The following is a 14,084-nucleotide window of genomic DNA, read 5'->3' as shown; positions in this document are numbered from 1 at the left end:
ACCATGCCGCGCCCGGAAGCTGGGACGCGGCTTCTGCGCCACACACCAACAACACGCCGGAAAGCGTGATATAGCCAGTAGCCATAAAAAAAGTAAAAATAAAAAACATTAATATTCAAAGATTAAGAAGATAATATCTTTTACTGCCAAAAAATAACTTGCAATTAAATAGCGCACTATTTAAATTCCTCCCCAGATACAAACACAACCGCGCTTTCATAACCATTTAAGTAGCGCACGATATAATCGCAAAGGAGATAAGAATGTCCCGTTCATTACTGATTGCCATGAGTTTAACCGCCGCCAGCGTATCCACTGCCTGGGCCACCGATGCGCCCACGCCGACTACCGGTGTAGCGAAATTCCTTTCGGTGCTGAACAGCAGCGGCGGAAAACCTATCGAACAACTCTCAGTGCCGGATGCTCGCCAGGTGCTGATCGGCGCACAGAAAGGTGCCAAATTGCCCGCCGCAGATGTCACGGAAAAAACCATAACCGTGAACGGTAAACCGCTGACGCTGACTGTCGTCAAACCACAGGGCGCAACCGGTACGCTGCCGGTGTTTATGTTCTTTCACGGCGGCGGTTGGGTGCTGGGTGATTATCCAACCCATGAACGTTTTGTCCGCGATCTGGTGAACGAATCTGGCGCTGCCGCCGTATTTGTGAATTACACACCGTCACCGGAAGCACACTTCCCGGTCGCCATTAATCAGGCGTATGAAGCCACGCGCTGGGTCGCCGAACATGGCAAAGAGATAGGTGTGGATGGTTCTCGTCTGGCACTGGCGGGTAACAGCGTCGGCGGCAATATGGTGGCGGCGGTGGCACTTCAGGCCAAAGAGCACCACACGCCAGCGATTCGCTACCAGGTGATGTTCTGGCCGGTCACCGACGCACACTTTGATACCGGTTCCTATAACCAGTTCTCGAACGGTTATTTCCTGAGCAAAAACATGATGAAATGGTTCTGGGATAACTACACCACCAAAGAGAGCGATCGCCGCAATATTCTGGCTTCACCGCTGGAAGCAAGCAGCGAGCAACTTAAAGGCTTGCCGCCTACGCTTATCCAGACCGCTGAGCTGGATGTGCTGCGCGATGAAGGTGAAGCCTTTGGCCGCAAACTGGATGCCGCTGGCGTGCCGGTTACCGTCACCCGCTATAACGGCATGATCCACGACTACGGTCTGCTGAATGCGCTGAGCGAAGAGCCAACTGTTCGCACCGCGCTTTCTGAGGCAGCCAATGAACTGCGCGTCCACCTGAAATAAGCGCTCCCGGGAACCCATCCTATGCGGTGGGTTCTTTCATTTTGAGCACATTCGCCTCGTCATACGCGGTCTGCGCCGCCAACACAGCATCCATATTTTTTTCTACCCAGTGCGCCAGCACTGAGACGGTTTCCGTCAGCGTGCGTCCCAGAGGCGTCAGGCTGTACTCCACAGACACCGGCACGGTATAAAACACATGACGGGCGATAATACCGTCGCGCTCCAGTTTGCGCAGCGTCTGGGTTAAAACCTTTTGCGTGATCATGCGGATATCCCGTTTCAGGCCATTAAAACGCACTGGCCCATTTTCCAGACGCGCCAGCACCAGCAAGACCCACTTGTCCGCCAGCCTTGACAGCATATCGCGCGTTGGGCAGCAGTTATCATAAATATCGTAAGGAATGGACGGCTTAATCATAACGACAAATTCTCGTGGTAGGTTTCCTTGAGGAAACGTAGTGCCCTTTGGGTACCCTCTTCCGCAACCGAAGCGGAATGTGTATAACTCATGCTAAGTTTCTATTTGATACTAAGGTGCCAGAAATGGCAAAAGTTCTCCTGTGGATATTGGAAGGGTTTAAAGGATGATTAGTCGGCTGAACAACGCATTTCTCAGTCTTACCACGCACCCGGAGTTTGGCAAGCTGTTGCTGCGCCTGACATTTGGCGTACTGATACTGTTCCACGGTGTAGCCAAAATACAGCATGGCGTAGGCTGGATTTCCGGCATGCTGATCGCGCAGGGTTTACCGGGCTTTATCGCTTACGGTGTATTTGTTGGTGAAATCATTACACCGATAATGATTATTATTGGCCTGTTCACGCGCCAGGCAGCATTTATTTACGCGTTTAATATTCTGGTTGCCACCTTACTGGTCGGCATGGGGAAATTTTTTACCCTGACCAACGTCGGCGCATGGGGTCTGGAAAATGAAGCACTCTATTTCCTCGGCGGATTATGCATTATGTTTCTGGGTGCAGGAAAATACACCCTGTTTCCCGGAACAGGAAAATAATGGTGATCGTAAAAACTCATTTAAACGTTACCTCTCTTCGATAGGAGAAAATTATGTCTATTGTTGTGGTTTACTATTCCGGTTACGGGCACACTAAAGCAGTTGCCGAGAAAGTCGCCGAAGGCGCAAATGCAACACTGATCGCTGTGGATAATAACGGTGATATTCAGGAAAGCGACTGGCAATTACTGAACGACGCCAAAGCCATTATTTTTGGTGCCCCGACGTATATGGGCGGCGTGCCATGGCAGTTTAAGAAATTCGCTGATGCCAGCTCCAAACCGTGGTTTACCCGCGCCTGGCAGGACAAAATATTTGCCGGTTTCAGCAACAGCGCCAGCCTGAACGGTGACAAACAGGTTTCGCTGCAATACCTGCAAACGCTGGCATCACAGCATGGCGGCATCTGGGTGAGCCTGGGCCTGCTGCCGTCGAACACCCTTGCTGCAACCCGCGAAGATATCAACAACCTCGGCGGTTCTGTTGGCCTGCTGGTGCAATCGCCGTCCGATGCCGGTGCCGATAAAATCGCTTCCGGCGATCTGGATACCGCAGTGAAATTCGGCCAGCGCGTGGCAGATGTAGCGCGCCGCTTTAATTAAGTTGTATGTCAGAGCCGGGGAAACCCGGCTTTTTTATTTCGGGCTTCAGAGCGCAAAGTTTTCAACACCATCCAGAAAAAACGCATTCCCTCGCGGCGAATAGACACCACACATCCCGCTTATAATCGATGAAATTTGATTATCCGTTACGGTCTCGGCCCCATACTCAAAACAGATAAAAATTAAATATCATCCGTACTATTTTAATAGCTTGTTATTTAAAAATAATGAAGTATTTGTCTTATGCAAAAAAACCGAAAGCGTCATCAGATTCCTGTATCGAAGACACTGTAAGATATTAATTTTCCTTGGTACCGATCAGGTTATGCGGGCGTTACAGGGATAACGTTTATACCCCGGCGGTGGTGATGAAAGGGTTATGGCTGGAGGCGCCGGGTAAATCGATCAAAGCGTGAAAACGGCGCTCCCGGTTCTGGCCGGGAGCGCTTATAGCCTATCCCATTAGGCTCTAACTTTCGGGATGCACAAAAAAATTAACGATGCTGGTCGGAAGATTTTTTATTTCGACGATAATGTATGGCACTTCAAAACCAACACTAAAACCAAAACCATCGGGCGAGGCAATCATCGCTTTCTCCTATGCGAAAACGCGCTGAACGCGGCTTACTGGCGTCCCCACTTTTCGCAAAACGCGTCTATATTCTCATCCTGAAAATCGCTCAGCCGTTCGATGATGGTCTCCAGCGGCCACTCCCACCAGGCGATCTGTTGTAACTGCTGGCCAATATGCGGGGCGAAGCGCAAACGAATAACCTTTGCCGGAACGCCGCCAACAATAGAGTAAGGTGCCACATCTTTACTGACCACGGCCCCAGCCGCAATGACAGCGCCATCTCCGACTGTCACGCCGGGCAGCACAATAGCAGCATGCCCGATCCAGACATCATTGCCGATGACGACGCGATCGCCACGCCGCTGAGTAAAAAAGTCATGATCGCGTACCGCGCTGGCGGAATAGTACTCCGGGCAATAGGTGATTCGGTGCTGGGATGGCCGGGCCATCGGATGATTGGGTGCGCCAATACGCACATTATTAGCAATTGCGACAAATTTCCCTATCTCAGCATCGGCAATGGTGCAATATTCACCGACATAGGAAAAATCGCCTAACGTACTGTATTCCATCAGGCTATTGGCCAGCACTTCACATTGCTGACCTACTTTACTCTCGCGCATACGCACACCCGGATCGATCCAGGTTTCCGCTAATTTGACATGTTTCATCGTGATTCCCTCTCCTCAGTTGCGCCACTGTATAACGCTTCTGTGTAGGGAAAATGACGCCACTGCGGCCTGATGTGCTAAGCCGCAGGACGAACAGAGATAAAAATCATGCGCTACAGGGGCAATATTCGGCAGAACATAGCGTTGCGCTTTAAACAGTGCCCTCACTCATCGGGAGGGCACTTTTTTGAGGGGGCACGTATCAGAACGATTCCCAGTCAGCCCCGTGGCTTGTTGACGCGGCCGGCCTCAGGTTAAGCTTGCCACGAGCCGCTGATGGTGCATATTTCGGCTTCGCCGTCTCTGAGTTCAGTTTGAAGACGGAAACCAGTTGCGTGAGCTGTTCCGCCTGTTGTTCCAGTGATAACGACGCCGCAGACGACTCCTGAACCAGCGCAGCATTCTGCTGGGTTGTTGAATCCAGCTCCGTTACGGCTTTACCAATCTGATCAATACCTCTGCTCTGCTCCTCTGAGGCGCTTGAAATTTCATTCATGATCCCACTCACGTTGGTGACTGAGGAGACAATCTGCTCCATGGTCGAGCCGGCTTTATTCGCCATCTCGGAACCGGTCATCACGCGTTGCACGGACTCTTTTATCAGCCCCTCGATCTCCTTGGCGGCGTTAGCGCTGCGTTGGGCCAGGCTTCTGACTTCACCGGCGACTACCGCAAATCCGCGCCCCTGTTCACCTGCGCGTGCCGCCTCAACAGCCGCGTTAAGGGCAAGGATATTGGTCTGGAAAGAAATACCATTTATTACGCTGATAATATCCGTGATCTTGTTAGAGCTTTCTGTGATGGTTTCCATTGTGCTGACGACATCCCAGACAATTTTCCCACCGGAACGCGCGTGCTCTGCCGCCACCCCAGCGAGCTGGCTGGCTTCACGCGCATTGTCTGCATTGCGCTTAACCGTTGAGGTCAACTCTTCCATGCTTGCCGCCGTTTCAACCACCGCAGCAGACTGTTCTTCCGTGCGGGAAGCCAGGTCAGTGTTGCCTGCCGAAATGTCCGACGAGGCACTCGCCACATGAATTACCGACTCCTTAATTTGGGTGATCATGTCACGAAGCCTGTCGTTCATCACGCCCATTGCCAGCGTCAGGCGGCCAAGTTCATCCGTTGACTGTGGTTCAATGACGGCCGTCAGGTCACCCTCAGCAATACGTTCTGCCAGCGTCAAATTGTGTTTTATCTGGCGCGTCATCTGCCTGGTCAGCAGCCAGGCGACCAGTAACCCCGTCAGCACGGCGCAAGCGGCAACGATGCCCATGATGATCATTACACGCTGAATAATGTCGATATTTTTCTGGGTCTGGCCTGTCACCAAATCTGTCGTGACCGTATTGATTTTCTCTGCGACGCTGGTGAGGTCTGTCGCGGCTTTTTGTGATTCACTCAGTGCATTAACATAGGAGGCGACGTTATCCTGCATACCGTTAAGAAATGCCTGAGCCAGCTGTTTGTCTTCCGCATTAAGGCTCAGATTGTCTGCGTGGACGATCTTCGACACGGCATCAAATTGTGTCTTAAACGCATCTATCCCCTGCTTACCCGCGGATGACTGGATTTCATAAGCGAGTGTCCACATATCATTGAGGCGATTGAGTAACGCTAACTCATCTTTTGACGTATTCTCCTGCTGCTCTAAGCGACCACTGAATTTATCCAACTGGGTTTTCATCTCGGCGGATGTCAATCCCTGCGCTTTCTCGACAGTGACTTGTTCCAGTTTCACGAACGTGTCGCGGTGGCTGGCATAGTCAGGAATAGTGCTGCGCAATTCTTCAAACAAAATACGGGCTTCGTTATCCCAGGTAAAGTCGAGGCCAGCAACGGCTTTTTGATCCATCTTTGCAATGGCGTCTTTATTCCCCTGAAGGGATTTTTCATCATGGCTTAGTTGATAAGTTAAACGGTTACGCCGTGCAGTATTAAGTTCCGCGCTGATGTCATTGATTAATTGGCCTTTTAAGGCATGGTCACGGATATTGGCAGACTGTTGAATGCTGACGAGAGAAGACAGCACAATAATAACGATTAAAACGGAAAAGCCGCCAAACAACTTAACAGCCACAGGCAGATTTTTTATTGACGGTAATAACTTTGACATGGATGCATCCTCAGTAATCTTTCTTAATTTTCAAAAGAGGGTTTCATTTTTTTACTTCGTCTCTGGCTACAGGTTTATCCACATCCTTTTAGAACTCAGGAGAAGTTAGCTATCCACTTACTTATCGTCAATTGCGCAATTTCTTTTAATAAAAAAATGGAAAAAGAGATCCAAGAAAAATATATCCCAACAAAATGAATAACGTTGCAAAAAATAATGTGGGCCAGTCTACATATATTTGTTTATCGTGATAATCATGATCTCGCAAAGTTATTTATTTCCTGACAATAATTGCTATGGCGTAAAAATATGAATATATCTTCACTATCTGAGTAATAGGGTAGAGTGGTGGATTTAAAAGTTATTAATTATCATTTCGCACTTTTAGTGGTTTCTGTTTACGATAATAGGCTGACCTGCCTGACTATTTATTCTGCCGGGACATACCCCAGACATGTTTTTCAGCACTCACCATCGGCAACATGCATCATGCCAGAAAGGAGCGAAAAGCAGGTATCCGTCATTTTCGCTCAGTAACAAAACGGTTCTGCGAATACCTAAACCTCGCGTTTTTCCGCCCACTTCAGCATGGCATCGAGAGCAGGGCACAGTGCTTGCCCCCATTCAGTGAGCCGATACTCCACTTTTGGCGGCACCTGGGGATAGACCGTTCGCGACACGATCCCATCGGCTTCAAGCTGTCGTAATTGCTGTGCCAACATCTTCTGCGAAATAGCCGGTATCAGTTTTTCAAAATCGGAATAGCGCTGCACCTTTCCGTCGAAAAGATGAAAAAGAATAATTAATTTCCAGCGGCCTTCCAGCAAACGCAGAACTTGCTCCACGCCGCTTGCGGCAGATTCCGGGCTATATAACTTACTCATAATATAGTCACTCACTTTTTTGTGCGTACTTGTCAATTACACAGTCTATGTTAAAAATTCCCGTACTGTGAATTACGTGAGTATAAAGCCATGTCATTATCACTACCGCACGCTATTTCTACCTATTTCGCGATCAGCAATGGTGCCGATATCGCCCATGTTAAACACTGTTTTACCGCAGACGCCATCGTGACAGACGAAGGTAAAACCCATCAGGGACATGCGGCGATCGAGGCATGGCAACGTGCCGCGCAGGCCGCATTTGAGTACAGCGTAGAGCCGGTTCAGATGCTTATCGACGGCGATCGGCTGACGGTCACGTCGAACGTCGCCGGTAATTTTCCCGGCAGCCCGGTCGTGCTTAAGCATACTTTCGTCCTGGCTGACGACAAGATCAACACACTGGAGATTTTCTAATGTCTTGGGAGTTTGATTTCAAGAATACACGCGTGCTGGTAACCGCAGGCACCAAAGGGGTTGGTAAAGCCGTCGTCGGGTTATTAAAACAACGTGGCGCAAGGGTGTTAACCACCGCGCGCCACGCGCCCGCGGAATGTATCGCAGACATCTTTGTAGCGGCAGATCTGACCACCGCCGAAGGGTGTGCATCAATAGCGGAAGCTGTTCAGGCGCAGATGGGCGGTGTCGATGCCATTATCCATGTGCTGGGCGGTTCTGGCGCACCTGCCGGGGGTTTTGCCGCGCTGGGTGAAGAAGAATGGCAACAAGAACTCAACCTTAATCTGTTGCCAGCGGTACGCTTAGATCGTGCGTTGTTGCCTGGGATGCTGGCACAGCGTCGCGGCGTGATCATTCACGTCACCTCTATCCAGAGTAAACTACCGTTACCGGAATCGACCACCGGCTACGCGGCGGCCAAAGCGGCGCTGTCGGCATACAGCAAAAGTCTGTCGAAAGAAGTTTCGCCTAAGGGCGTTCGGGTAGTGCGCGTTGCGCCAGGCTGGATCGAAACCGAAGCGGCGGTGGCGTTGGCTGGTCGACTGGCGCAGCAGGCTGGAACGGATTATGAAGGCGGTAAGCAGATCATTATGAATGCACTCGGTGGTATTCCTCTGGGGCGTCCGTCAAAGCCCATTGAAGTGGCGAATCTCATTGCTTTCCTCGCCTCATCTCATGCTGCCGCCATCACCGGTACCGAATATGTCATCGATGGCGGCACCATCCCGACGGTGTGATCCTGTCTCTCAATGGGCGCATAATGTGAGCCGATTGAGATCGCTCACTTCTCGACATCGGGTGACCGTCATCCCCACGCATAGTATCGCGTTTAACGTAAGGGATATTTTTTAAACGCTGGCAGGGCTTCACAGGATCCAGCCATCGACTGAATGTTTTTAAAATTATCTGCCGCTACCACCGTCGGGATCATGAACTGAATAAATGACCATACCACCGTACTGGTTACCGCGATCTGATCAGGGCGAGGCGCTATGGCACGGCCTGCAAGCAGCGTATCCCATTCCCGGCATGCCGCCAGCAGTTGCCGGGTAATTCGTTCAATCCACGGCTGATGTTGTTTTTCTTCTGGTCGGAGATTGTGCTCATAAATATTTTGCACCGCCTTTTCGCAGGCGGCGAGAATAACGCCCAAAATTTGCAGATCTTTTGCCAGAGCGTCGGTATTGTCGGGTAAAAGTTTGTGATTTACTCCGGACAGCGCTTCAAAATAATCAAGAATGAGCGTTGAGTCCATCAACTGCAAACCGCTATCCAGAATGACCGTCGGGGCTTTAACTACCGGGTTAATCCGTGAAAATTCTTCAAATGTGCTAAATACCGAGAGCGGCATACTGTTGAATTCGATGCCATAAAGTTCCAGGGAGATCGCAACACGCCTTACGTAAGGCGAATCCATCATACCAATCAGTTTCATCGTTATTCCTGTTCGTGCTACATAACTGTCGTTAATCGATTACCTGTCACACCTGTGCATCAGGCGATTCGGCAAAGCAGGCAGGCACACGTTAGCGTAAATCTGCAGGGGCGAATATCATGGATTCCTTACCTCAGATGTTAGTCTTTCTAACATGTTAATCCGTTTTCTCCGGATGATAAGATAAGAATAAAAATTAATCATTTTTAAATCATATAGTTATTTTACGCCGTCATTAAATCCAGATTTAAAAAATGTTTATAGGGTAGTAACGTTAACGTATTAAACAACGTTAAGAAAAATGCCCTATGTCGGATTACCCACCTATCACCACTCTGCGAAGTCTCGAAGCTGTTGCACGGCTTGGCAGCGTCACGTTGGCCGCGAAAGAGATGAACATGACGCATTCTGCTATTAGCCAGCACATTAAAACCCTGGAGGGCATGGTAGGCGTAAAGCTATTTACCCGTCGCGGGCGCGGGATACAGATTAATGAAGAAGGCAGGCTCTATGCTTTGCAAATACGCGAAGCATTGAACCATATATCAGACGCCACCCGGCTGGTGCAGGTGAAACCGCGAGCAACGGAACTGACACTGGCGACGCTGCCGTCTTTTGGCTGTCACTGGTTATTGCCTCGCCTTTCCCGGTTTCGCGAGAAATTTCCCCATATCTCGTTACGTCTTCAGGCCAGCCTGACGGTGACCAACCTGCAACAGGAAAGCATCGATATTGCGATTCGTATGGGTCAGGGTGACTGGGAGGGAATGGAAAGCCGCTATCTTTTTTCGGATGAGCTGATTGTCGTCGCCGCACCCGGTTATAACAATGGCAAGTTACCTGGTACGCCAGAAGAGGTGGCAAAGAGCAACATTATTTTTTCGATGGAGTCGTGGAAAACCTGGTGCCTCAATGCAGGGCTGGAGAAAGAGATCCTGCCTGCTGGGTTACGCATTAACGATTCAAACCTGGTCATCGAAGCCGTACGACACGGAACCGGTATTGCTCTGGAGCGTCGTTCTCTGGTTGAGGGGTCTATCTTACGGGGAGAGTTAGTCCAAATAACCCCGGTCACAGCGCCTTATCCATGGCATTACTGGCTTGTGACATCTCCACTGGCAGAAAAAAAGCCGGAAGTCGCTCTTTTTATCGCCTGGCTGGAGGAAGAAATAGGCTGGAGAGAGAAATAATCGTCGGGAATAAACAGAAGCGGTTATGCGCGCGAATCAAAAATAACCGCCACTATTCTTGGCATCCGTGACGGCCGGGAATGGGAGAACCTTAACGACCTTCACTCTCTTATAAACGTTCCTTGCAAAGGTTGCATCTGCGTCAGGACAACTCCCTCTTCTATCGTGGCAATGGCGATAAACGTTACGTTGAGACAGCAACTTATTCAAAAAAATTAAATATGATCGTCATAAAATTCGAACGCTAATGACGGACAGACATTTTTGTTACGCTTACCGCCTTGCATCCCGCGCATTCTCTGGGTTTCAGCACTCTTTCACTTGTGCCTTTTCACCTTTTATCCCGAAAAAATCCCCCGATTATGGCCTTGACATAGATTTACGTTCAATTCATGAATATTAAGTTTTGTTTGCTAATGATAATGTTTATCAGAATCATTACCATAAATACTCACTATTCAGGGTTGACGATGAGACGCACAAAGATTGCCGCAGCAGTGGCTATGCTCATAGCCGGTAAATGCAGTTATGCAGCCGAACAAACGATAACGGTATCAGGGAACATTCTTGGTGATTCACGCGCAGAAGAAGTGAAAACCTGGGCCGGGAGCCGCACCGTTATCAGCAACGATCAACTGGAAAAAGGGGCTAACAGGACCCTTGATGATGCGTTACAGCGTGTACCGGGGGTCAAGATTCAGGATGAAACCGGTACAGGCGTGCTCCCACAGATTGCGGTCCGTGGCTTGTACGACAGCCGTAGCGGCCGCGCACAAATCCTTGAGGACGGTATTCCGCTGGTGCTGGCACCTTACGGTCAGGAAGGAATGTCGCTGTTTCCGGTAACATTTTCAACCATTGATCGTATTGACGTGGTTCGCGGTGGCGCAGCAGTACAGTATGGCCCGAATAACGTTGGCGGCGTTATCAATCTGATCAGTAAGCCCATTCCGCTGAAATGGGAAAATGAGATTGCCGAGCGTGCTACGTTTTACGGTAAAGGACACAATCTTTGGGATACCTATCTTCGCACCGGCGGCATGCTGAATGATAACTTCGGGCTGCAGGTTGAAGCTAACCAGGTGAAAGGTAGCTCGTTCCGTGAGCATAGCGACAACAAAGTTGAGAACTTCCGCATCCGCGGCCTGTGGAACATCGACGAAGACACAACCTTAAATCTCTCCTACCAATACTACGATGCTCACGCCGATCTGGCGGGTGCCCTTTCGACCGCAGACTATAACCGCGATCGCCGTCAAAGCACCCGTCCATGGGATGATTACGACGGTCATACCAAGCGTTATAGCGCAGTCTATAACCGACAACTCGGTTCACTGGGTTTTATTGATAACGCAGAATTTAACTGGATGTTCTTTGGTCATGACTCGGATCGTGATTTCCACGTCGGCATGAGTAAAGTCGCCGGGCAAAGCTTTAACCCTGCCTTACCTGCCGATATCGTGCAAAACTCGCCGCGCAATTTCAAAGTCTGGGGAACTGAACCGCGTATCAGCATGGATATCAACGGCGACAATGTGAACCAGCAATGGATTGTCGGTGGACGCTTTGTGAGTGAAAAAATCGATTACCAGGTACGTCAGCGCACCCTGGCAACAGGTGTGACAACGGTAACGCGTGACTGGGACTTTGATAATAATGCCTGGGCAGGTTATATCAGTGATGCCGTCAAACTGTTCGATGACTCGCTGACCATTACCCCAGGGATGCGCTATGAGAACATCAGCGAAAAATACACCGATAAACAAACTGGCAAACGAACCTCTACACCGGACACGCAGTGGCTACCCGGCCTGACGGTAGGCTACCAGCTTACTCCGCAGTGGTTCCTGTACGCGGACATGCAGAAAAGCCTGCGTCCGGCACAGGCTACGCAAATTGTGAAAGGCGGCGACGTCAGCTCTGAGCTAGCGTGGAACTACGAGAGTGGCGTTCGTTACAAACCCACCGAGGATGTCAGCCTCCACGCCGGTCTGTATCGCATCGACTATAAAGATCAGATCTCCTACGACAGCGTATCTGATAGCTATCTCAACATCGGACGTACCCGCCATCAGGGCATTGAGCTGGAAGGGTTCTGGAGCCCGAAAGCCATTGCGGGTCTGAAATTACATGCAGGCTATGCCTGGTTGCAGGCGGAACAGCGTAACGGCGTTAACCGTGGCAAAGAAGTGCCGTATGCCTCGCGCACACAGCTGACGATGGATGGTAGCTATGAATGGCGTGAAACCACCTTCTCTCTGGCGGGCTACTACTTCAGTAAATCCTTTACGGATACGGCCAATACGGTTTCGGAGAACAGCACCGGCTCCTTAGGTGAAATGCCGTCTTACTGGGTATGGAATGCTCAAGTGAGCCGCGATCTGTTTAAGTCAGGCAGTACCGTGCTGAACGGCTATGTCGGAATTAATAATATCTTTAATCGCGACTACTGGTTCCGCGGTATTGATACCAGCCCGTGGGGACGTCAGCCAGCGCCGGGACGTTCTGTCACCGCAGGCGTTAGCCTGAAGTTCTGATAGAAAAAACAGCAAAAAAATCGCAAAAAAATAGCGAAAATAAGCCCGGCCACTCAGGTGAACGGGCTTATTTCATTAAGGCTGGACGTAAAACAATCCGCTATAAGGAATACCGACAAAGTCGCGGTACAACGATGCTAAATCGACCTGAGGATCAACATCGCTAAACTGCTGAGGATGGAAGAGTTTGGCCATGGCTTCCAGTGCTACAACATTGAACGGGCTGTCGTAAAATTGGTGATAGATAGCCATTACCTGCTTTCCCTTCGCGACGGGCAATACACTCACACCTTCTCGCTGCATCAGTTTCTGCAGCTTCGGTAAGGTACTGGCGCGGCTAGCTTCATATCCCAGCGGCACGGCCAGCGAAGCACTCCCGCGCTGGCTCCAGTCGGCACCACTCATTAAATAGACGTCGGGGCGCACCGCAATCAGCAATTCGGCGCTAATGTCGGCCCCCTGAGGAGGAACTTTGTCCGCCATCAGATTGCGGCCACCGGCTTCAGGAATGAACTGGCCAAAACTGTCGCGGCCAAAGACGGTACAACAGTTCATGCCCGTCATGCCAGCATGGTTTTCAAATACAACGCCCGGCCACGTTTCCCTGGGAATTGTTGCTACACGCTGGCGGGTACGCTCTAACAATTGATCCCAACGCTGAATGAAGCGCCCGGCATTCTGCTGTTCGCCGGTCACCTCGCCCAATAGCAGCATACTCTGCGGTGTATGGGTTAAGGGCAGCTGGCGAAAATCGATAAACACCACCGGAATACCGCTTTTCTCCAGCAATGCCAGCGTCCCTTCACTTTCGAGCTTCTTCAGGATCCCCGTATCGAAAACAATCAGATCCGGTTTAAGCATCGCGGCTTGTTCAACGTTAAAGCTGCTACGGTATGGGTTAATAAATACCGGTATAGAAGGCAGCGCAGGATAATGCCGGGTAAAGTAACGCCCCATATCCGGTGCCCGGGTTTGCAGCGAATCATCCCATCCGACAATCCCTTTGAGCGCATCGCCAGGATGCAGCAGGCTCATCGGTAACAACATTCGGCTGTCAGCGAGAATAATGCGTGTTGCGGGTGCGTTAAGCGTGACGTGGCGACCGGCAAGATCGGTCACGGTAACCGATTGTGCCTGAGCCCCCCACGACCACACTAAAACGGTAAATAGGATCATAAGCCACTGGCTTTTCATGTTGGTCATTTCCTTACTGAGCTTCCGCTGACTAAACCACACATAAGTGTTTTTTTATTTTTGCTGCCATCGACATGGCAAACCCAAACAGCTTTTTATAAATTATTACATATATATCATAAGCTTATTCCA

General features: G+C 50.2%; 13 protein-coding genes. 7 read left to right on the top strand and 6 right to left on the bottom strand.

What is annotated here, in order from left to right:
* Positions 1–263 precede the first annotated feature (263 nt).
* The gene (locus tag BM427_RS13640) at positions 264–1,274 is read left to right on the top strand and encodes an alpha/beta hydrolase (RefSeq protein WP_090122312.1); all 1,011 of its coding nucleotides are present in this window, start codon (positions 264–266) and stop codon (positions 1,272–1,274) included.
* Between the two features lie 19 nt (positions 1,275–1,293).
* Here the strand turns inward: BM427_RS13640 and BM427_RS13635 are convergent, their stop codons facing one another.
* Positions 1,294–1,692 (bottom strand): winged helix-turn-helix transcriptional regulator, encoded by a 399-nt coding sequence (locus tag BM427_RS13635; protein WP_090122310.1) that lies wholly within the window; start codon positions 1,690–1,692, stop codon positions 1,294–1,296.
* Positions 1,693–1,858: 166 nt separating this feature from the next.
* Between BM427_RS13635 and BM427_RS13630 the strand changes: the two genes are divergently transcribed.
* Both BM427_RS13630 and BM427_RS13625 read left to right on the top strand, forming a co-directional pair.
* A complete protein-coding gene (locus BM427_RS13630) occupies positions 1,859–2,290 on the top strand; it encodes a DoxX family protein (protein ID WP_090122309.1) in 432 nt (143 codons plus the stop codon).
* Between the two features lie 53 nt (positions 2,291–2,343).
* Positions 2,344–2,892 (top strand): flavodoxin family protein, encoded by a 549-nt coding sequence (locus BM427_RS13625; RefSeq protein WP_090122307.1) that lies wholly within the window; start codon positions 2,344–2,346, stop codon positions 2,890–2,892.
* 624 nt (positions 2,893–3,516) lie between these two features.
* Here BM427_RS13625 and BM427_RS13620 read toward each other — a convergent pair.
* The 3 genes from BM427_RS13620 to BM427_RS13610 form a co-directional block, all read right to left on the bottom strand.
* Positions 3,517–4,137, bottom strand: coding sequence for a DapH/DapD/GlmU-related protein (locus BM427_RS13620; protein WP_090122306.1), 621 nt, complete (start codon positions 4,135–4,137; stop codon positions 3,517–3,519).
* 202 nt (positions 4,138–4,339) lie between these two features.
* Positions 4,340–6,253 carry a methyl-accepting chemotaxis protein gene (locus tag BM427_RS13615; protein WP_090122304.1) on the bottom strand — a complete coding sequence of 638 codons (1,914 nt, stop codon included), beginning with the start codon at positions 6,251–6,253 and terminating at the stop codon, positions 4,340–4,342.
* A 557-nt stretch (positions 6,254–6,810) separates the two neighbouring features.
* Positions 6,811–7,137, bottom strand: a complete 327-nt coding sequence (locus BM427_RS13610; RefSeq protein ID WP_090122302.1) for a winged helix-turn-helix transcriptional regulator — start codon at positions 7,135–7,137, stop codon at positions 6,811–6,813.
* A 90-nt stretch (positions 7,138–7,227) separates the two neighbouring features.
* On the opposite strand from BM427_RS13610, the gene BM427_RS13605 reads away from it, so the two are divergent.
* Positions 7,228–7,554, top strand: a complete 327-nt coding sequence (locus BM427_RS13605; RefSeq protein ID WP_090122301.1) for a nuclear transport factor 2 family protein — start codon at positions 7,228–7,230, stop codon at positions 7,552–7,554.
* Positions 7,554–8,333 carry an SDR family oxidoreductase gene (locus BM427_RS13600; protein ID WP_090122299.1) on the top strand — a complete coding sequence of 260 codons (780 nt, stop codon included), beginning with the start codon at positions 7,554–7,556 and terminating at the stop codon, positions 8,331–8,333. The genes BM427_RS13605 and BM427_RS13600 overlap by 1 nt, the downstream gene beginning before the upstream one ends.
* A 92-nt stretch (positions 8,334–8,425) precedes the next feature.
* Here BM427_RS13600 and BM427_RS13595 read toward each other — a convergent pair whose 3' ends face one another.
* Positions 8,426–9,031: a glutathione S-transferase family protein gene (locus BM427_RS13595; RefSeq protein ID WP_090122298.1), complete on the bottom strand. Its 606-nt coding sequence runs from the start codon at positions 9,029–9,031 to the stop codon at positions 8,426–8,428.
* A 308-nt stretch (positions 9,032–9,339) separates the two neighbouring features.
* Between BM427_RS13595 and BM427_RS13590 the strand changes: the two genes are divergently transcribed.
* Together BM427_RS13590 and BM427_RS13585 are read left to right on the top strand one after the other, a co-directional pair.
* Positions 9,340–10,221 carry a LysR substrate-binding domain-containing protein gene (locus tag BM427_RS13590; RefSeq protein ID WP_090122296.1) on the top strand — a complete coding sequence of 294 codons (882 nt, stop codon included), beginning with the start codon at positions 9,340–9,342 and terminating at the stop codon, positions 10,219–10,221.
* A gap of 470 nt (positions 10,222–10,691) precedes the next feature.
* The gene (locus BM427_RS13585; protein WP_167518536.1) at positions 10,692–12,758 is read left to right on the top strand and encodes a TonB-dependent receptor family protein; all 2,067 of its coding nucleotides are present in this window, start codon (positions 10,692–10,694) and stop codon (positions 12,756–12,758) included.
* A gap of 75 nt (positions 12,759–12,833) precedes the next feature.
* On the opposite strand, the gene BM427_RS13580 is transcribed toward BM427_RS13585, so the two are convergent.
* Positions 12,834–13,952 carry an ABC transporter substrate-binding protein gene (locus BM427_RS13580; RefSeq protein WP_090122295.1) on the bottom strand — a complete coding sequence of 373 codons (1,119 nt, stop codon included), beginning with the start codon at positions 13,950–13,952 and terminating at the stop codon, positions 12,834–12,836.
* Positions 13,953–14,084 lie beyond the last annotated feature (132 nt).

Origin of the sequence: Kosakonia arachidis, assembly GCF_900116535.1 — a bacterium.
GTDB lineage: Bacteria > Pseudomonadota > Gammaproteobacteria > Enterobacterales > Enterobacteriaceae > Kosakonia > Kosakonia arachidis.
Note: the sequence above shows the minus strand (reverse complement) of the source record. Positions and strands in the feature narration are given on the sequence as shown.